Raw genomic sequence first — 19,191 nt, 5'->3', positions numbered from 1 at the left:
GCCTACTCACTCTCTGGTCTATGTGCAAAGCCGATTGCTTGGCGAAGTGAGGTGAAACCCTTAGCAATCAACAAATCTTTGAGCTCGTTTTGAATTGACATGATCGCTGTTGGGTTGCCAAAGCTGGCAGTACCAATGGAAACACCACTTGCACCTGCTGCAATCATCTCTAGTGCATCTCGCCCGCTTGAGATTCCACCCATTCCAAGAATAGGAACTTGTGGCATTTCAGCGTGAACTTGATAGACCGCTCTTACTGCAATTGGTTTGATTGCAGGACCTGATAGACCGCCCGTTTTTCCACCAAGGTGTGGTCGCATAGTGTCTAGGTTAATAACCATACCTAAAACAGTGTTAATCAATGCCAGACCATCGGCTCCAGCATCAACTACACCTTTAGCAATAGCGACAAGATCTGTTACATCGGGTGAGAGCTTGGCAATAATAGGAAGTTCCCCACCGATAGTTCTGCGCACGCCATCAATAACGCGTCTGGAAGCTTCTGGATCACAAGCAAAAACTAAGCCTCTATTTTCAACGTTTGGACAGGAAATATTGACCTCAATTGCGCTAATGCCAGAGACTGATCGCAATTTACGCGCCAGAGTTGAATACTCTTCAACTGTCTCACCAGCAATTGAAATAATGATTCGAGCTTTTTGTTCGACTAAAAACGGAACATCCTTAGCTAAAAATGCATCAATACCTGGGCCCTGTAAACCGATGGAATTGAGCATTCCGCTTGGTGTTTCTGCCATGCGCGGTGTTGCGCGGCCATTGCGAGCTTTGAGCATGACTGACTTTGTTACAACACCACCCATTGTTTTGATATCAAAGAACTGAGATAACTCTCGGCCAGAGCTCGCGCAACCACTTGCGGTGAAAGTTGGCGCAGGGAACCAGGCATTACCTAATGTTGTTGAGAAATCTAATGCGGTCATAGCACTTTTCCGACCTTGTCCCACTGAACGAAAGATCCATCCATAACAGGGCCATCAATACATGAGCGCAGCATTGAGATGTTTCCATCAGCATCTGCAACAGGCAATACACAAGTCATACATATTCCAATGCCGCACGCCATTGATTCTTCAACTGCGCATTGGTGAACAACATCGGTGCCTCGTGTAATTTCATCGATAGCCGAAAGCATCGCCATTGGTCCACATGAATAAATAACTGCAATATTGAGATCTTGAATTAATCCTGCAATTGGCTCAGTAACACGGCCAGTCTGACCCATTGAGCCATCTTCGGTGTAGATGCGAAGTGAATTAACTGCTCGCTTTCCTTCCATAGGTGCATAAATCTTTGAGGCAGTACTTGCACCAAGGAGCATGTCCACACGACAACCCTTAGCGTTGAGTACTTCAGCCAATCCAAAAAGCGGAGCTGATCCATAGCCGCCACCAACAAGTAGTACTTGAACTGGCTCTGTTGGAATTCCAAAAGCAGTTCCAAGTGGAACGACGATATCTAGAATTGCTCCTTCGCCCTGGGCGCATAACCACTTACTACCTTGCCCGTGTGGTGCAACTATTAACTCCATTGTTCCGCCAGAGACTGAGTTAGCCGAGACCCGAGATATAGCAAAAGCTCTGCGCAACACCATTCGTGAATTCTCGCCACCCACATTTATTGCTACAAAGTTTCCTGGCCGACAAGTTTGGGCAAGATCGCCTATGTTAATAATGAGTTGGTGATACTGACCCACGCGCTTGTTGCTAACAACATTTGCCCGAATCTGTGCTGCATTCTTATTAATGCCAGCCATTTATCCCAACCACTTCTGAAGAGACTTAATCGACAAGCTATTGCTTTGCAAGAATCTAATCCCTTCAACCGCTGCGCTAAAGCCGGCAGTCGTTGTAATAATTGGAATGGAGCGCTGGAGCGATGCAGTGCGAATAGCCCAACCATCTTGACGCGTTCCTCTACCTACAGGAGTGTTGATTACTAAATCAATATCTCCAGAGTTGATGATTTCGACGATGGTTCTCTCGCCCATAGGCCCGGTTCCCTCAGAATTCTTTCGCACAGTCACGCACGTTACGCCATGCTTATTTAAAAAGCCGGCAGTTCCCTCCGTGGCTAAGATTCTAAATCCGCATTCCTGCAAACCAAGGGCTGCTTGGATCCCAGATTCCTTGTCTTTATCTGCCAATGAGATAAAGACGGTTCCAGACTTAGGCAGTGGACCAAAGGCTGCAATCTGACTTTTTGCATAGCTCTCACCGAAAGTGGGAGAAATACCCATCACTTCTCCAGTTGATCTCATCTCTGGTCCAAGAACTGCATCAACACCGCGACCATCACTTCGACGGAACCTATTCCAAGGAAGAACTGCTTCCTTGACTGAAATGCCCTTTGCAACTCCATCCCCACTAGCTGGAAGAAGTGATTCGGCACGCAGTTCGGCAATGGTTGAACCAACTGCAATTCTGGCAGCAGCCTTTGCTAACGCAACTCCTGTTGCTTTACTAACAAAAGGGACTGTTCTGGAAGCGCGAGGATTAGCTTCGAGTACATACAAAACATTTTCAGCTATTGCGAACTGAATGTTTATCAAACCCCGAACGTCGACGCCTTGTGCGATCTTTTCAGTTGCCTGTCGAATTTCAATGAGCTGAGCTGGTGTAACAGTCATCGACGGTAGAACGCAGGCACTATCTCCACTGTGAATTCCTGCTTCTTCTATGTGCTCCATCACGCCACCTAGGAACAACTCATCGCCATCAAAGAGAGCATCTACATCTATTTCAATTGCGCTATCCAAAAATCTATCGACTAAAACTGGATGATCCGGGGTTATGTCGGTGGCACGTGTGATGAAACCACCTAGCGCGGCATCGTCATAAACAATCTCCATACCGCGACCACCCAGAACAAAGGAAGGACGAACGAGAACTGGATATCCGATCCTTTGAGCGATTGTCAGTGCCTCTAATTGCGAAGCTGCCATCCCAAATTCTGGTGCAGTTAATCCCTGCTCTTTGAGAATATTTCCAAAAGCGCCGCGTTCTTCAGCCAAATTGATGGAATCCGGAGAAGTTCCAAGAATCGTAATTCCGGAAGCTTTCAATCCTGCAGCAAGTCCAAGAGGTGTTTGTCCACCTAGCTGTGTAATAACTCCAAGTACTGGACCAGCAAGTGATTCTGCATGAACAACTTCAATGACATCTTCTAGTGTTAATGGTTCGAAGTAGAGACGATTACTAGTGTCATAATCAGTTGAAACAGTCTCTGGATTGCAGTTCACCATAATTGTTTCAAAACCTGCTTCACGCAAGACAAAGGATGCGTGAACACATGAATAATCAAACTCAATTCCCTGCCCGATTCGATTTGGTCCACTGCCTAAAATGATCACAGCAGGTGTCGTGCGAGGCTTAACTTCACTTTCTTCTTCATAAGAGGAATAGTGGTAAGGCGTGAATGCCTCAAACTCTGCAGCGCATGTGTCAACAGTCTTATAGACCGGACGAATTCCTAAATGATGACGCTCTCGACGGATATCTTCTTCTTGCAGGCCGCGCAGAGTTGCTATCTGATTATCTGAAAAACCATTTCCCTTTGCCTCACGTAGCTTTTCAGCTGTTAACTCCCCCAACTGTGTGAGTGCAAATGCCTGCTCGTTAATGATTTGAATCTGTCGCAAATACCAAGGATCAATCTTGGTTGCTGCAAAGACATCCTCAATAGAAGCACCTGCCCACATCGCCTTCTGAACTTGCTGCAGACGATATTCGGTTGGAATCTTCATCGATACTAAGAGATTCGCCTTTTCTTGTTCACTGATCTGCGGCCAGCTAAAGATTGCTTCCTTGCGCTCAAGTGAGCGTAGGGCTTTCATGAGCGCCTCAGAAAACGAACGACCAATAGCCATTGCCTCACCAACACTCTTCATCGTTGTTGTCAGGCGAGGGTCGGCATCTGCGAATTTCTCGAAAGCAAAACGTGGCACCTTAACAACTACATAATCAAGAGTTGGTTCAAATGAGGCTGGCGTTGTCTTAGTGATGTCGTTTTGGATCTCATCCAGGGTGTAGCCGATAGCCAACTTCGTTGCTATCTTTGCAATTGGAAAACCAGTTGCCTTTGATGCCAAAGCACTAGATCGTGACACTCTAGGGTTCATCTCAATAACGATAATTCGGCCATTTACAGGATTTACTGCGAACTGAATATTGCAGCCACCGGTTGCAACGCCGACTTCACGAATGATATCGATTGATAGGTCTCGAAGCTTTTGATATTCAACATCAGTTAACGTCATGGCAGGTGCAACGGTGATGGAATCTCCCGTATGTGTGCCCATGGGATCAAGGTTTTCGATAGTACAAACAATGACCACGTTATCCTTGTGATCGCGCATAACCTCAAGCTCGTACTCTTTCCAACCCAAGATTGATTCCTCTAGAAGAACTTCAGATGTTGGGCTATGACGCAAACCAGCCCCAGCAATTTGATTTAGCTCTTCTTCATTAAAGGCTATTCCAGAGCCAAGGCCACCCATAGTAAAAGACGGGCGAACAACAACCGGATAGTTAAGCTGAACTACAGCTGCGAAAATCTCATCCATGGTGTGACAAATAACCGACTTAGCTGACTCTCCACCAACTTTCTCAACAATACCTCTAAACAATTCACGATTCTCGCCACGTTGAATTGCGGGAATATCGGCGCCAATGAGTTTCACGCCGTACTTTTCCAATATCCCACCCTCAAAAAGACCAATCGCAGCATTAAGGGCGGTTTGGCCACCTAATGTTGCCAGAACTGCATCTGGCTTTTCTAGCGAAATAATCTTTTCGATAATCTCTGAAGTAATCGGTTCGATATATGTTGCATCTGCAAACTCTGGATCAGTCATAATTGTGGCTGGGTTTGAGTTGACCAAAATAACTCGAATGCCTTCAGCTCGAAGCACACGACAAGCTTGAGTTCCTGAATAATCAAACTCACATGCCTGTCCAATAACAATTGGACCACTTCCTATTACTAGAACACTTTTAATCGAAGGATCTAGAGGCATTAGGCCTTCACCTTCTTTCCCATCAAATCAATGAAGCGATCAAAGAGATATGCAGCATCGTGTGGACCAGCTGCAGCTTCAGGGTGATACTGAACTGAGAACGCTGCACCTTCTAGCAATTGCAAACCTTCAACTACTCCATCGTTCAAACACACATGCGTTACTTCACCAGGACCATAAACCGTTGTGAACTGAGCATCTGTGGGAGCTTTGAGTGCAAAACCATGGTTATGCGCAGTGATTTCAACTTTTTGAGTGTTCTTATCGATTACTGGTTGATTAATACCACGGTGGCCAAACTGCAACTTATACGTCTCAAAGCCAAGTGCTCGACCAAGAATTTGATGACCGAAACAAATTCCAAAGATAGGGATCTGTGCGCCAAGAACTTGTCGAACAAGCTCGATTGTTTCCGTCATAGTCGCAGGATCTCCGGGGCCATTAGATAAGAAAACGCCATCTGGATGAACTGCCTGGATGTCTTCAAAAGTTGAATCATGGGGCATGACATGCACCTCAACGCCGCGCTGCGCCAACATTCTTGGTGTTGCAGCTTTGATTCCAAGATCTAACGCCGCTACTACGAACTTTCTCTTACCAACTGATGGGACCACATAGGTCTTGGGAGTTGAGACATCTTTGACAAGAAAGGCACCTGCCATTTGAGGAGATTTGCGAACTTCAACAACCATCTCTTCGCGAGTCAGTTCGAGGTTAGAGAAAATTCCAACGCGCATGGCACCGCGATCACGTAAGTGACGTGTGATTGCACGAGTATCTACCCCTTGAATTCCCACAACATTCTGGGAGATCAACTCTGCTTCTAAATCATTTTCAGAGCGCCAATTAGATGTTAATGAGGATGGGTTTCGAGCAACGAAACCGGCGACCCAAATCTTTGATGATTCATTATCTTGTGTATTTATACCGGTATTTCCAATATGAGGGGCAGTCATAACAACTACTTGCTTGTGATAAGAAGGATCTGTCAAAGTTTCTTGATATCCAGTCATACCTGTTTGAAATACAGCTTCACCAAAAGTGCGTCCAGTAGCTCCCCATGAGCGGCCCTCAAAGATTCGACCGTCATCTAGAACAAGGAAGGCCTGCGCCATTACTGCACCACCTTGTCTATAACTTTTGAATCAATCATTGTTGCTCGACCACCAAAGAAAGTATGTGTTACTAATCCTGGCAATTCATAGCCATGGTATGGAGTATTGCGACTCTTTGAGAGAACCAAATCGCGATCTACGACCCAGCTCTTGGTTGGATTAATCACAGTTATGTGTGCGGAAGATCCGACAACAAGTTCTTGACCGTGATTTGAGTATCGACCGATTGCTGCAGGAGCAATGGACATACGCTGGGCAACTCCGGCCCAATCTAGAAGTCCGCTTTCGACCATAGTTTTTGTCACAATTGAGAGTGCAGTTTCTAAGCCGATCATTCCAAATGATGCTTCAGCCCATTCACAATCTTTCGTCTCACTGGTATGTGGTGCATGATCCGTTGCAACAATATCGATTGTTCCATCGGCTAATGCCTCACGCAATGCCATCACATCATGTTCTGTGCGAAGCGGTGGATTGACCTTAAATATTGGATCATATGAGCTCGCTAAATCATCTGTTAGCAGCAGGTGATGAGGTGTTACTTCAGCAGTTACCTGAATTCCTCTAGCCTTTGCCCAACGAATAATCTCTACTCCCCCAGCAGTTGTAACGTGACAGATATGTAAACGTGACTGAACATGATCTGCCAACAAAACATCTCTTGCAATAATTGCTTCCTCAGCAATGGCTGGCCAACCTTTCAATCCCAACTTCGAACTGATAATTCCCTCATTCATCTGGGAACCAACAGTTAATCTCGGCTCTTGTGCATGTTGGGCGATTACACCATCAAACTTCTTGATGTATTCCAAAGCTCTTCGCATAACTAAAGGATCAAAGACACAGTTTCCGTCATCACTAAAGACCCGAACACGGGCAACTGAATCAGCCATGGCTCCTATTTCAGAGAGTTGTTCGCCCTTGAGCCCCTGTGTGACAGCGCCAATTGGAAATACATCTACCAATCCCGCTTCTTGTCCCAAACGATAAACCTGCTCAACTACACCGGCTGTATCGGCGACGGGTGAAGTGTTAGCCATTGCAGAGAGTGCTGTGAAGCCACCCTTTGCACCTGCTCTGCTAGCACTTGCGACAGTTTCACTATCTTCGCGTCCAGGCTCACGCAAGTGAGTATGAAGATCTACTAAGCCCGGCAAAACTACGCTGCCCTTGAGATCAATGACAGTTGCTGTTTCATCTGAAATTGATTTAGAAATAGCTTCAATTCGACCATTGCTAATCAAGAGATCAGAGCTTGTCGCTCCTAGTACTTTGCCACCTTTTAGTAAGAAACGTTGGATAGTCATTAGTTGCTCCCTACTTCTAAAGGTCCGCCGGCAAGTAAGACATACAAGATAGCCATACGCACATTTACTCCGTTAGTTACTTGTTCAACGATTACGGATCGAGCACTATCTGCAACATCAGCTGCGATCTCTAGTCCGCGATTCATAGGTCCTGGGTGCATCACGATTGCATGTTTAGCCATAGCTGACATTCGTTCGGAATTGAGACCAAAGTAGCGTGAATACTCACGTGAATTAGGAAAGAAGAGATCACTCATCCGCTCTTGTTGCACACGCAGCATCATGATTGCATCCACGTTTGGAATTACCGAATCAAAATCATATGAGATTGTTGCTGGCCAGCTCTCAACACCAACAGGAAGCAACGTGGGCGGTGCTACTAACACAACATCAGCACCGAGCATTGAAAGCAACAATACGTTTGAACGCGCTACGCGAGAGTGCAGAACATCTCCCACAATTGCAACTCGTAATCCCTTCAGATCACTTGCTCCCTTACCAAGATGTTTACGAATAGTGAAAGCATCAAGTAACGCTTGACTTGGATGCTCATGCGTTCCATCTCCTGCGTTGATAACACTCCCCGACATCCATTCAAGATCTGCTAAACGCTGGGCTGCACCAGATGCCGAGTGACGAATGACCACCGCATCTGCGCCCATAGCTTGCAAAGTTTGAGCCGTGTCTTTAAGAGATTCACCTTTACTAAGACTCGAACCCTTGGCCGAGAAGTTAATGACATCGGCTGAAAGGCGTTTTGCCGCAGCCTCAAAAGAGATTCTTGTTCGTGTGGAGTCTTCAGCAAATAGGTTGACGATTGTTCGCCCACGCAATGTTGGGAGCTTTTTAACTTGCCCGTCATTAATGCGTGCTAACTCTGTTGCTGTATCAAGGATTCCGATTGCATCAGATGCGCTCAGATCATTGATCGAAAGAAGGTGGCGCATTAGTTTGCCTCCCCTTCAATTACAACTTCATCGACACCATCTGTTTCAGTCAGTGAGACCCTGACTGATTGCTTCTCTGATGTCGGTAAGTTTTTACCAACAAAATCTGCTCTGATAGGTAATTGACGATGGCCTCTATCGACAAGGACTGCCAGCTGCACAGTGCGCGGGCGTCCTACTTCTCCGAGTGCATCTAGCGCTGCTCGTATCGTGCGACCTGAGTACAAGACATCATCAATCAAGATGACATCTCGTCCTTGAATTCCTATTGGTGGGATTGATGTAGGCATGATTGCGCGGGGTGCGCGCAGGCGAAGATCATCTCGATACAAGGTGATATCTAGAGTTCCGTGGGCAATCTCTTTACCCTCAATCGAACTCATAATCGCTGCGATACGAGCAGCTAAGTGAGCACCACGAGTTGGAATGCCTAGGACGGTGATCTCTGAAGAACCATGATTCTTTTCTAAAATCTCATGGGAAATGCGGGTCAACGCACGTGAAATATCCTGTGCGGACAGGGCTACGCTCATATAAATCTCCTTCCCCACCTCGCAGGATGGGTCGTTAAAGGATGCGTGGGCGACTATATCAGCAGAATCTGTCCTCTGTGGATATCCAAAAATGCGTGTGGCATCACATGTCTAGCCTTGACCCATGAACATAGAAATGGAAGAAATAGCCGCACGCCTTCGATCAATACGCCTTTCACGAAATCTGACCTTGGCTGACGTTGAAACTAAGAGTCATAAGCAATTACGAGCAGTCGCTCTTGGCTCCTATGAACGTGGCGATAGAACGTTGAGTGTGAAGAAAGCGGCTCAACTATCAGAGTTCTATGACGTACCACTCTCATATCTCTTAACGGGACGTTCTCCCACCCAGAAGGCTGAAGATGAGATTGTGATCGATTTGCGCCGAATCAAAGCACTTTCCATCACAGAGGAGAAGAGCTCGCCAACTGCACAGATTCTCTTCTCATTTATCTTTGGGATTATCAAAGAGCGCCAGGATTTCAACGGGGAAATTTTGTCCCTGCGCAAGAGTGATATCGCATTTCTGACTATCACCATAGGCTGCACACATGAAGAGTTCACCATGTATCTATCACACAACAAACTGCTTTTTGAAACTAAAGGGACAGGTTCTCTTTGAGTGATGAGATTCGACCTAAAACGCCATGGATAAAGCCAGATGACTCATCGGTTGAGAGCTCTTTAGCCAAACTCAATGCTTCATCAATTGCAACGCTGTCTGGAATATCAGCTGCCCATAAAATCTCATAGATACCTAGCCGCAAGATATTGCGATCCACATTAGGAAGTCGATCCATATCCCAGCCTTGGGCATAAGTCGTGATGAGTTCATCAATCTTTCGAGTATTTTCACTCACGCCAGTAACAAGAGAGCGTGTGTATTCTCGAATAGGCCTTGCATCTGGTCCCTCTTCAACGATGTCTCTGAGGTTGAGAGTTTCCAAAGCATTAGTTCCCCGAATATCAGCTTCGAAGAGTAGGTCTAAAGCTTGCTTTCTTGCTTTACTGCGGGCAGACACTAGTTAGCGCGGCCCTGGTATGAACCATCACGTGTATCAACCATGACAATTTCATCCTGCTTGATAAAGAGTGGTACTTGAATTTCAATTCCAGTTTCAACTGTTGCTGGCTTAGTTCCACCAGAAGAGCGATCTCCCTGGATTCCTGGCTCTGTGTATGTAATACGCAAAGGTACTGATGCAGCTAATTCGATATAAAGAGGATTTCCTTCATTAACAGCAACCACTGCATCTGTGTTTTCGAGCATGTAGTTAGCCATATCGCCCACCACAGCTGCTGAGATAGTCATCTGGTCGTAAGTCTTGCTATCCATGAATACGAAGTCGTCGCCTTCTTTATACAAATACTGCATGTCACGCTTTTCTAGAATAGCGATATCAATCTTTACACCTGAGTTGAATGTGCGATCAATAACCTTTCCAGTAAGTACTGACTTGAGCTTTGTACGAACAAATGCTGGGCCCTTACCTGGCTTCACATGCTGAAACTCAACGACTGTCCACAACTGTGTCTCAATCTCTAGAGTAATTCCATTTTTTAGATCAGCTGTAGTTGCCACGGTTCAAGCTCCACTCATGTCTGTAGGTGATTATTTACGGCCATTGATTGTCAATGACAAGAGGCTAAGGATACCCGTATTTGCCGGGCGATTTTTCAACTTAGCCAAGCAGGGATTTAAGGGCATTAATCGCTAAAACATAGGAATTGGGACCAAAACCTGCGATTGTCCCTGATGCCACACCAGAGATAACTGATGTGTGACGAAATTCCTCACGTGCCATTGGATTAGATAAATGAACCTCGATAAGTGGTGCCTTCAATAGTTCTGCTGCATCGCGAATTGCATATGAATAATGAGTAAATGCTGCCGGGTTAATAATCACTGGCAACTTTGCATCTGCTGCTTCATGGAGCCAACCGATAATCGTTGCCTCATCATTGCTCTGTCGCACATCTGCCTGCATCCCTGCTGAGGATGCACTTGTCTCAATCAAAGATTTAAGTTCTGCGTAATTAAGATCTCCATAAATAGAGGAATCACGAATATCTAAGCGAGCCAGATTCGGGCCATTGATAACCATGATCTTCATGAGCTAATTCTCTCATAAGCAGCTGCTAGTTCGCTTTCATTTGCATCCTCAATGCGCAAGGTCTCACCGATCGCACTCAGTCCCACGAATCGAAGTTGGTGGCCTCGTGACTTCTTGTCCAAAGCCAGAAGCGGATAGAGATGTTGCCAAGAATCGCGCGGATATGTGGTGGGCAATCCCAAGCTAGTAAGAATTTGTTTGTGCAGTTGAATGCTCTTTGAATCCAGCAATCCTTTAACTCCAGCAAGTTCGGCGGCAAAAATAAGGCCTATCGAGACAGCTTCCCCGTGACGAAGTGAATACTTGCTATGAATTTCTATTGCATGCCCCAGAGTATGTCCGTAATTGAGAACCTCCCTACCAAAAGATTCTTTGAAATCACTTCCAACAACATGGGCTTTAACCGCCACAGAGCGCGTAATGAGATCTTGAACCAGAGAGGCGTCCCCGCGAATCTCTGCTACGCCCTTACCGTTTACTAAGTCAAGAATCTTGCCATCCATAATGAATCCGCACTTAACGACCTCAGCTAACCCTGCCGCAAAGTCTCTATCACTTAACGTGGTGAGCCACGAGGTGTCGATCAAAACCTTTTGAGGAGAATGAAATGCACCGATTAAGTTCTTGCCATAATCGCTATTAATTCCAGTTTTTCCACCAATTGCTGCATCAACCATTCCGGCAACAGTGGTTGGAACAGCTATCCAATCAATGCCTCGTAACCACGATGCTGCGGCAAAACCAGCAAGATCTGTAATAGTCCCGCCACCAATACCCACAACTGCATCAGAGCGCGTAAAGCCAGCAGCTCCTAACCAATTCCATAATGATTGCAGGGACTGAGAAGTTTTAGCACCTTCCCCATCAGCAACTTCAAAATAATGAATCTCAGTGTTATCTGGCTTGAATCCTTTAATGTGATCACGCATTGCCGATGAATACACAAGTGCTACGCGAGTGTAAGAATCAATTGAGTCTTTGAGGATTGATTGCCAATCACAACCGACAACTACATCATATTCATGCTCTGCATGAACTCGGATAGTGTGAATCATAATTTTGCTGCAATCTCGTTAACTACTTCTTCCACGGACATGGAATCAACTTTAATGACAAAGGTTGCTAAAGATTCATAGATAGGTCTTCGTGTCTCTGCAAGTGACTGCCATTGCGCTCGAGGATTTGAGAGCAAGAGTGGTCTGTCACGATTAAAGCCAACACGAGGAGCTGCAACTGCTAATGAGACATCCAAAAAGAAAATAGGAGAAGCGCAGGACTTAAGAAGCTCTTGGGCTCTGGATGCAATAGGTGCACCGCCACCAAGAGATAAGACACAATCACTAACCTGCAAAGACTCAGCTAGTGCTGCGAACTCTAAGTCTCGAAAGAACGCTTCACCTTTGTCAACAAAAATATCTGAGATTTTATGGCCAAATGAAGTTTCAATTTGAGTATCCGTATCAACGAAATCGATTGAAAGTTTGCTGGCTAGGGCACCGCCAACTGTTGATTTACCGCAACCTGGAGGCCCAATCAAAACAAGACGTGGCATTTTTATGAAAAGTTCAGGTTCTGCATGTAGCTGTTGAAATTACGGCGTGTTTCGGTTACTGAATCACCACCGAATTTTTCTAGTACTGCCTCTGCTAGAACTAATGCCACCATTGCTTCAGCTACGACACCAGCGGCTGGAACTGCGCAGACATCAGAGCGTTGGTTAATCGCCTTGGCACTCTCCCCCGTAGCAACATCGATTGTGTCTAGCGCTTTAGGAACTGTAGAGATTGGTTTCATCGCTGCTCGAACTCGGAGAACTTCACCATTAGACATGCCGCCTTCGGTTCCACCCGCGCGGTCAGTGCGGCGAACAATCTTTCCTTTGGCATTCTTTTCAATTTCATCATGTGCAACAGAGCCTCGGCGCGTTGCAGTTTCAAAGCCATCGCCAACTTCAACACCCTTAATGGCTTGAATGCCCATCAACGCTCCAGCTAAACGAGCATCGAGTCTGCGATCCCAATGAACGTGTGAACCTAATCCTGGTGGCATATTGAAAGCTAAAACCTCAACTACTCCACCCAAGGTGTCTCCATCTGAGTGGGCTGCTTCAATCTCTTTGATCATCAACGCACTCGTTGTTTTATCGGCGCAACGAACGGGATCTTTATCAATTCGTGCCATGTCCTTTGGATCAGGCAACGCATAATCATTAGGAACGCGGGCTTTTCCAATAGATAAAACGTGAGACAAGATTGTTATACCAACGCTTTGCTCAAGGAAACTTCTTGCAACTGCACCAAGTGCAACTCGGGATGCTGTTTCACGAGCACTTGCTCGCTCTAAGATTGGTCGTGCGTCATCTAAATCATACTTCTGCATTCCAACTAGATCGGCATGACCAGGACGTGGTCTAGTCAAAGGTGCATTACGGGCCAAGTCCTTAATTTCATCTTCAGGAACAGGATCTGCAGACATCACTTTTTCCCATTTAGGCCACTCGGAATTTCCAACTTGAATAGCAATTGGTCCACCTTGTGTCAGACCTAGTCGAATTCCTCCAAGAATTGTTACCTTGTCAGCTTCAAAGTTTTGTCTGGCTCCTCGGCCATAACCAAGGCGTCTGCGCTCTAAGTGACGATCAATATCTGCCGTCGTAATTTCTACCGAGGCAGGGATTCCCTCAATGATCGCACTGAGTGCCTGACCATGAGACTCACCAGCAGTTAACCAACGCATGAGCCTATTCTTGCAGAAGTTAGCTCTGGCTCGTTGCCAAATAAAGGGTTGTTCCGATAAATATCGCTGGAGCCATAGCAATTGTTCGTGGAATCACCTTGGAATAGAGCCATATAAGCACAATTTGAATCAGCGCGATCATAAAGATTGCCAGCAGAAGAAGTTCAAATTCTTGAAATCTGGATAGTTGCAGCATCAGAACAATTAGGCCCAGCAACTTGCAATCCCCCATACCAACGCCGATAGCCGACATGAGAAATAAAGTAACGAGAACCACCAGTATGAAAATGGCATCTGGAACACCCCGAAAAACCACTAGAACCGCGACCGCGTAGGCATAGAGCTGCAGATAGATGTTAGGAATTTTGCGTGAGGCAATGTCTGCGATGGATATCGGTAATGCGAAGAGGAGATACAGCACTTCTTAAGAGTATGACTTTCACGCGCCTGCCAAAGTCGTGTGTGGATTACTTAAGGGCTGCTAACCCAACTTCACGTAATTTGTTATACATGAGCGCAGAATCAAAGGCCGTGCTTGAAAAAATAGCAATCTGAGCCAAGGCTTGGTGGATTAAGAGATCTAAACCATCGATAACACTTCCCCCACGCAAGGCCCACAAAGATGATGCAGGTGTTGGCCAGGGCTTATAGAGTGCTTCGAAATATGGAACCGATGTTTTGTCTGGTAGATCAATTGAATCTGTCACGCCGGCTGGTGCTGTGCTAATCACCAAATCAGCATCGGCGAGAACACTCAAATCATCCCAGTTGAGAAAACTTAATTCTGACTCGATCACCGCATCTGACATGGCCTGCACTCTTGCCAGTGAACGATTGATAACGGTGATTTGCGTACTTGAATTATCACATGCAGCAGCTGCAGCACGCGCAGTGGCTCCTGCTCCCAGAATAACTACATGGCCCTTCACATCAACGTTGTGCATCTTGAGAGCGTTTGTAAATCCAATAACATCTGTTGAAGTAGCGTGCCACTGCCCTGCTTTTCTATACAAAGTATTTGCACTATTGATTCGCTTTGCTAAATCATCAACATGATCTGCATAAGCAATCGCTTCTTCCTTCAACGGCATAGTCAGTGAAAAGCCCGTCCATGTTTCATCTCTTTCACCCATAAACTGAGCCAAAGTATCTGCCTTCACTTCTATCGCTTCATAGCTTGCCTTCAGACCCATTTGTGCATAGGCGGCGCTGTGCAACAGTGGGCTTAGGGAGTGTGAAATGGGAGATCCTAGGACAGCGGCTTTTATCATTTAAATACCCCTGCCTTTCTGTTCTTAACAAAGAGCGCTTTCCAAGTCAGAAATTCATCATGAGAACGAGTGAACCGTGTGTCCCCTGGTGCAACTGTAATGAAATACAGCCAATCCCCGTCGGCAGGTTTCAACGCCGCAGCAATTGCCTCACTTCCTGGGTTTCCGATCGGTGATGGTGGAAGACCATAATTTCTATAGGTGTTGTAGGGAGACTTAATCAGCGTGGAATTAGTGCTCAAGAAAATTTCTCCACGAAGTTTCTTCACATAGTGAACCGTGGCATCTAACTGCAGTGGCATAGAGATTTCCAGGCGATTTCTGATTACTCGAGAAACCTTATAGAAATCCCCTGCGCCCCCCTCGGCTTGGATCAAAGATGCGATGGTCAACAGCTGTGCTGGAGAGTATTTTCCTTTCGCAGCTAAGAGTTCTTGTCCCATAGCTTCATCTGAAAAGCGATTAACCATCGCTTGCACAGCCTCTAATGCACTTGTTCCGACAGGAAATGAATATTGCGCTGGGAAAAGTAGACCTTCAGCATTTGAAAATCCTGAAGGCAACACAATTTTCTTGAAGGCAGTATCTATATCCTTCTTTGTGAAACCATACTTAAGTAGAGAGTCGATGACTTCACTCTTCCAACCACCTTCAAATACCTTAATCAAATTCGGAATGCGTGCGGGGTCGAGTAGTTGGGCCAAAGCCTGACGTGCTGAGATTCCGAGATTTAGTTCATGTGCACCGGGTGCAACTTGGGCAGAACGAGGATCTGCAACTGCTGCTCTAAAGTAAGCCAGTGCAGATTTGGTTACTTTGTTCTCGTAAAGTATTTGTCCCACTTCAGAACCGCTAGCACCAGCTGGAATTTCAACAACTACTACCGGTGAATTGGCCTCTATTTTCGCTGTTGGGAAATCAGGGGCTGAGGAGATATTGGATCTCACTGTGTGAATTGAAAGGCTAAGAAGGGCAACGAAGAGAAAGGCTGAAACCACACGGATGAGGGGGTTGTTGAATATCTTCATCCTTTGTTCTTTTCAATTTCTAGAGCAAAATTAAGAATCTCAACTGCTGCTGCTTGATCTATTGAAGCGCGTGCATCCTTGCTGTTGACACCTGAATCGCGCATGCCGCGAGTGGCGGTAACCGTACTTAAACGCTCATCAATGAGTGTCACGGGACAAGATGCCATCTCGCCCAACTCTTTTGCAAAGTTTGCCGCCTTGACGGCTGACTCACTTTCGCGTCCATCCATGTGTGAGGGTTTACCGACGTAGATATGAATTGGTTCGTATTCAGTGAAAATCTGAGCCAGTTGGAATTTAAGTTTGCTATCAGAGGTTTTCAATGTTGTCAGTGGTGTAGCCAGAATTCCATCGGGATCACACACAGCAACTCCGATTCGCACATCGCCATAATCAAAAGCGATTCGGCGACCTCTCTGCATGGAGTGATTATCCAACGAGAGCGTGTGAAATTGCCGCTAATGCATCAACTGATTTAGCCGCATCGGTTCCTCCGCCTTGAGCGAAGTCATCCTTACCGCCTCCGCCGCCTCCTAATACCGTCGAACCAATCTTCACCAGCGCACCTGCTTTTACTCCGCCAGCTCGGGCTGCATCACTTGCCGCAACAACTAGTACTGGCTTGGAATCATTGACACTGATCAGTGCAACGACACTGTTAGCAGCCTTTGAGCGAAGTTCAAGTGCAATCTTGCGCAAATCATCACCAGAGATGCCATCACCCAAGAGTGCTGTGATAACTGTTGTTCCATTCACAACCTTTGCGCCCTTAGCAATCTCGCCAACTTGAGATAGTGCTTGCGCAGAGCGCAACACACTTAGCTCTTTTTCAATCTCTTTCATTGCATTGATGAGGCCGTTGATGCGCTCTGGGAGTTCTTCTACCCGAGCTCCCTTGATGATGTCTGTAAGAGAGTTAAGCAAGATGTGTTCGCGAGCTAAGAAACGATAAGCATCGACACCCACAAGAGCCTCAACACGTCGAACTCCTGCACCAATAGATGATTCGCTCAAAAGTTTTACAACACCGAGTTGACCTGATCGAGAAACGTGTGTTCCTCCGCAAAGCTCGCGTGCCCAATCACCAACACTGACAACACGAACTTGGTCTCCATACTTCTCACCAAAAAGTGCCATTGCGCCAAGTTTCTTGGCGGCATCTTGTGACATCACTTCAGCGCTTACTTCCAGGTTATCTAGAAGCAGCGTGTTAACACGTGATTCAACATCATTGAGTACTGATGAAGGTACGGCTCCTGTTGCCGGGAAATCAAAACGGAATCTTCCAGGTGAGTTTTCTGAACCAGCTTGTGTGGCAGTCTCCCCCAAAAGTTCACGGAAGGCTTTATGCACCATGTGAGTTGCGGTGTGTGCACGAGAAATAGCATCACGACGTTCTACATCGATTGCAGCTTGTCCTTGTGATCCGCTCTCAAGTGATCCAGAGAGAACACGACCACGGTGAACAAATACACCTGGGACAGGAGTTTGCACATCATCAATTTCCACAACAGCGCCATTAGCCAAAGTGATCGTTCCACCATCAGCTAACTGACCACCACCTTCTGCATAGAACGGCGTGCGATCCAAAACAATTTCAACTTCTTCCTCTGCTCCAGCAGAGCCAACTAGATTGCCATCAACTAGAACTGCAGTTACTTTCGCTTCACTTGTCAGATGGGCGTACCCAATAAACTCTGACTTTCCATTCTTATCTGCCACTTGGCGATAGACGGATAGATCTGTGTGGCCACTCTTCTTAGCCTTTGAATCTGCCTTAGCGCGATCCTTTTGTTCTTTCATCAGACGGCGGAATCCGTCTTCATCAACTTCTAATCCTTCTTCACGGGCCATCTCAAGAGTTAAGTCGAAAGGGAAACCGTAAGTGTCATGGAGTTTAAAGGCATCCTCGCCAGGTAGAACAGAACTCTTGCTCTTCTTCAGGGCTGCACTTGCAACATCAAAAATCTGTGTGCCGCTCTTAAGTGTTTGCAAGAAACTCTCTTCCTCAGAAACGCTGACAGAGAGAATTCGCTTTGAATCACTTACTAACTCTGGATACTGAGGTCCCATCGCACCGATTGCCGCCACAGTGAGCTCGGACATGATTGGATCCATTGAACCGAGCAGTCGCATATTACGAATTGTGCGGCGCATCATGCGGCGTAGAACGTAGCCTCGGCCTTCATTTCCGGGTGTTACACCATCACCAATGAGCATCGCTGAAGTACGAGCATGGTCGGCAATAATGCGAAGTGAAACATCTGATTTCTCAGATGAACCGTAATTAACACCTGTTAACTCAGATGCCTTGGTTAAAATCTGCATCGTCGTATCAATTTCATAAATGTTTTCAACGCCCTGCAATAGAGCTGCCATACGCTCTAGACCTAAACCAGTATCGATACTCTTTGCTGGCAGCTCACCAAGAATTGGATAATCATTCTTACCAGAGCCAACTCCGCGCTCATTTTGCATGAACACCAAGTTCCAGACTTCCATGTAGCGGTTTTCATCTGCAATTGGTCCACCTTCTGCGCCATATGCAGGACCACGATCGTAATAAATCTCAGAACAAGGACCACATGGTCCAGGAACACCCATTGACCAGAAGTTATCTTCCATATCGCGGCGTTGGATGCGCTCTTTTGGAACACCCATCTTGGTGTGCCAAATATCTGCAGCCTCATCATCATCCAAATAAACAGTTACCCATAAACGATCTTCTGGAAAACCATAACCACCATCATTAATCGGACGAGTTAACAACTCCCAAGCAAGTGCAATAGCACCCTCCTTGAAGTAATCACCGAAAGAGAAGTTTCCACACATCTGGAAAAATGATGCATGGCGTGTAGTTTTTCCAACTTCATCGATATCTAATGTTCTTACACACTTTTGTACTGATGTTGCGCGCTTGTAAGGCGGGGTAATCTCGCCTAAAAAGTAGGGTTTGAACGGAACCATTCCTGCGTTAACGAGTAAGAGGTTTGGGTCATCAGCGATAAGAGATGCCGATGGAACAACGGTGTGGGTTAATCCTTGACGGTTATCTGATTCAAAGAAGCGCAGCCAGCGCGAACGGATCTCGGCGGATTCCACTTG

At 46.2% G+C, this 19,191-nt stretch carries 19 protein-coding genes; 1 reads left to right on the top strand and 18 read right to left on the bottom strand.

Annotation, left to right across the window (positions count from 1 at the left end):
- Positions 1-2 precede the first annotated feature (2 nt).
- From A7sIIA15_RS03490 to pyrR, 7 genes are read right to left on the bottom strand one after another with little or no spacing between them, the layout of a single operon-like run.
- Positions 3-941 (bottom strand): dihydroorotate dehydrogenase, encoded by a 939-nt coding sequence (locus A7sIIA15_RS03490; protein ID WP_095685808.1) that lies wholly within the window; start codon positions 939-941, stop codon positions 3-5.
- The gene (locus A7sIIA15_RS03485) at positions 938-1,774 is read right to left on the bottom strand and encodes a dihydroorotate dehydrogenase electron transfer subunit (RefSeq protein ID WP_095685807.1); all 837 of its coding nucleotides are present in this window, start codon (positions 1,772-1,774) and stop codon (positions 938-940) included. The genes A7sIIA15_RS03490 and A7sIIA15_RS03485 overlap by 4 nt, the downstream gene beginning before the upstream one ends.
- Entirely contained in the window at positions 1,775-5,035 is a 3,261-nt protein-coding gene (gene carB, locus A7sIIA15_RS03480; RefSeq protein WP_095685806.1) for a carbamoyl-phosphate synthase large subunit, read from the bottom strand.
- Complete coding sequence (gene carA / locus A7sIIA15_RS03475; RefSeq protein ID WP_095685805.1) at positions 5,035-6,150, bottom strand: glutamine-hydrolyzing carbamoyl-phosphate synthase small subunit; 1,116 nt, start codon at positions 6,148-6,150, stop codon at positions 5,035-5,037. Before carA ends, carB begins: the two co-directional genes overlap by 1 nt.
- Positions 6,150-7,451 (bottom strand): dihydroorotase, encoded by a 1,302-nt coding sequence (locus A7sIIA15_RS03470; protein ID WP_095686441.1) that lies wholly within the window; start codon positions 7,449-7,451, stop codon positions 6,150-6,152. The genes carA and A7sIIA15_RS03470 overlap by 1 nt, the downstream gene beginning before the upstream one ends.
- A gap of 5 nt (positions 7,452-7,456) precedes the next feature.
- Entirely contained in the window at positions 7,457-8,404 is a 948-nt protein-coding gene (locus A7sIIA15_RS03465; protein WP_095685804.1) for an aspartate carbamoyltransferase catalytic subunit, read from the bottom strand.
- Positions 8,404-8,937, bottom strand: coding sequence for a bifunctional pyr operon transcriptional regulator/uracil phosphoribosyltransferase PyrR (pyrR, locus tag A7sIIA15_RS03460; protein WP_095685803.1), 534 nt, complete (start codon positions 8,935-8,937; stop codon positions 8,404-8,406). The genes A7sIIA15_RS03465 and pyrR overlap by 1 nt, the downstream gene beginning before the upstream one ends.
- A gap of 124 nt (positions 8,938-9,061) precedes the next feature.
- Between pyrR and A7sIIA15_RS03455 the strand changes: the two genes are divergently transcribed.
- A complete protein-coding gene (locus A7sIIA15_RS03455; RefSeq protein ID WP_095685802.1) occupies positions 9,062-9,559 on the top strand; it encodes a helix-turn-helix domain-containing protein in 498 nt (165 codons plus the stop codon).
- On the opposite strand, the gene nusB is transcribed toward A7sIIA15_RS03455, so the two are convergent.
- From nusB to alaS, 11 genes are all read right to left on the bottom strand, one after another.
- Complete coding sequence (gene nusB, locus A7sIIA15_RS03450) at positions 9,537-9,959, bottom strand: transcription antitermination factor NusB (protein ID WP_095685801.1); 423 nt, start codon at positions 9,957-9,959, stop codon at positions 9,537-9,539. The two genes, A7sIIA15_RS03455 and nusB, sit on opposite strands and share 23 nt — an antisense overlap.
- Complete coding sequence (efp, locus tag A7sIIA15_RS03445; protein ID WP_029635414.1) at positions 9,959-10,519, bottom strand: elongation factor P; 561 nt, start codon at positions 10,517-10,519, stop codon at positions 9,959-9,961. Before efp ends, nusB begins: the two co-directional genes overlap by 1 nt.
- Before the next feature lie 100 nt (positions 10,520-10,619).
- Positions 10,620-11,051 (bottom strand): type II 3-dehydroquinate dehydratase, encoded by a 432-nt coding sequence (aroQ, locus tag A7sIIA15_RS03440; RefSeq protein ID WP_095685800.1) that lies wholly within the window; start codon positions 11,049-11,051, stop codon positions 10,620-10,622.
- Positions 11,048-12,106, bottom strand: a complete 1,059-nt coding sequence (gene aroB / locus A7sIIA15_RS03435; protein ID WP_095685799.1) for a 3-dehydroquinate synthase — start codon at positions 12,104-12,106, stop codon at positions 11,048-11,050. Before aroB ends, aroQ begins: the two co-directional genes overlap by 4 nt.
- A complete protein-coding gene (locus A7sIIA15_RS03430) occupies positions 12,103-12,603 on the bottom strand; it encodes a shikimate kinase (RefSeq protein WP_095685798.1) in 501 nt (166 codons plus the stop codon). The genes aroB and A7sIIA15_RS03430 overlap by 4 nt, the downstream gene beginning before the upstream one ends.
- Before the next feature lie 2 nt (positions 12,604-12,605).
- Entirely contained in the window at positions 12,606-13,787 is a 1,182-nt protein-coding gene (gene aroC, locus A7sIIA15_RS03425; RefSeq protein WP_095685797.1) for a chorismate synthase, read from the bottom strand.
- Positions 13,788-13,806: 19 nt separating this feature from the next.
- Positions 13,807-14,208, bottom strand: a complete 402-nt coding sequence (locus A7sIIA15_RS03420) for a hypothetical protein (RefSeq protein ID WP_095685796.1) — start codon at positions 14,206-14,208, stop codon at positions 13,807-13,809.
- 46 nt (positions 14,209-14,254) lie between these two features.
- Positions 14,255-15,058 (bottom strand): shikimate dehydrogenase, encoded by an 804-nt coding sequence (locus tag A7sIIA15_RS03415; RefSeq protein WP_095685795.1) that lies wholly within the window; start codon positions 15,056-15,058, stop codon positions 14,255-14,257.
- Complete coding sequence (mltG, locus tag A7sIIA15_RS03410; protein WP_095685794.1) at positions 15,055-16,086, bottom strand: endolytic transglycosylase MltG; 1,032 nt, start codon at positions 16,084-16,086, stop codon at positions 15,055-15,057. Before mltG ends, A7sIIA15_RS03415 begins: the two co-directional genes overlap by 4 nt.
- Entirely contained in the window at positions 16,083-16,508 is a 426-nt protein-coding gene (ruvX, locus tag A7sIIA15_RS03405; protein ID WP_095685793.1) for a Holliday junction resolvase RuvX, read from the bottom strand. The genes mltG and ruvX overlap by 4 nt, the downstream gene beginning before the upstream one ends.
- A 7-nt stretch (positions 16,509-16,515) precedes the next feature.
- Positions 16,516-19,188: an alanine--tRNA ligase gene (gene alaS / locus A7sIIA15_RS03400; RefSeq protein WP_095685792.1), complete on the bottom strand. Its 2,673-nt coding sequence runs from the start codon at positions 19,186-19,188 to the stop codon at positions 16,516-16,518.
- Positions 19,189-19,191 lie beyond the last annotated feature (3 nt).

The organism is Candidatus Planktophila vernalis (assembly GCF_002288185.1).
Lineage (GTDB): Bacteria > Actinomycetota > Actinomycetes > Nanopelagicales > Nanopelagicaceae > Planktophila > Planktophila vernalis.
Note: the sequence above shows the minus strand (reverse complement) of the source record. Positions and strands in the feature narration are given on the sequence as shown.

Coding starts and splice junctions, on each gene's coding strand:
- A7sIIA15_RS03490 (WP_095685808.1), bottom strand. CDS start 941: ATGACCGCATTAGATTTCTCAACAACATTAGGTAATGCCTGGTTCCCT.
- A7sIIA15_RS03485 (WP_095685807.1), bottom strand. CDS start 1,774: ATGGCTGGCATTAATAAGAATGCAGCACAGATTCGGGCAAATGTTGTT.
- carB (WP_095685806.1), bottom strand. CDS start 5,035: ATGCCTCTAGATCCTTCGATTAAAAGTGTTCTAGTAATAGGAAGTGGT.
- carA (WP_095685805.1), bottom strand. CDS start 6,150: ATGGCGCAGGCCTTCCTTGTTCTAGATGACGGTCGAATCTTTGAGGGC.
- A7sIIA15_RS03465 (WP_095685804.1), bottom strand. CDS start 8,404: ATGCGCCACCTTCTTTCGATCAATGATCTGAGCGCATCTGATGCAATC.
- pyrR (WP_095685803.1), bottom strand. CDS start 8,937: ATGAGCGTAGCCCTGTCCGCACAGGATATTTCACGTGCGTTGACCCGC.
- A7sIIA15_RS03455 (WP_095685802.1), top strand. CDS start 9,062: ATGAACATAGAAATGGAAGAAATAGCCGCACGCCTTCGATCAATACGC.
- aroQ (WP_095685800.1), bottom strand. CDS start 11,051: ATGAAGATCATGGTTATCAATGGCCCGAATCTGGCTCGCTTAGATATT.
- aroB (WP_095685799.1), bottom strand. CDS start 12,106: ATGATTCACACTATCCGAGTTCATGCAGAGCATGAATATGATGTAGTT.
- A7sIIA15_RS03430 (WP_095685798.1), bottom strand. CDS start 12,603: ATGCCACGTCTTGTTTTGATTGGGCCTCCAGGTTGCGGTAAATCAACA.
- aroC (WP_095685797.1), bottom strand. CDS start 13,787: ATGCGTTGGTTAACTGCTGGTGAGTCTCATGGTCAGGCACTCAGTGCG.
- A7sIIA15_RS03415 (WP_095685795.1), bottom strand. CDS start 15,058: ATGATAAAAGCCGCTGTCCTAGGATCTCCCATTTCACACTCCCTAAGC.
- mltG (WP_095685794.1), bottom strand. CDS start 16,086: ATGAAGATATTCAACAACCCCCTCATCCGTGTGGTTTCAGCCTTTCTC.
- ruvX (WP_095685793.1), bottom strand. CDS start 16,508: ATGCAGAGAGGTCGCCGAATCGCTTTTGATTATGGCGATGTGCGAATC.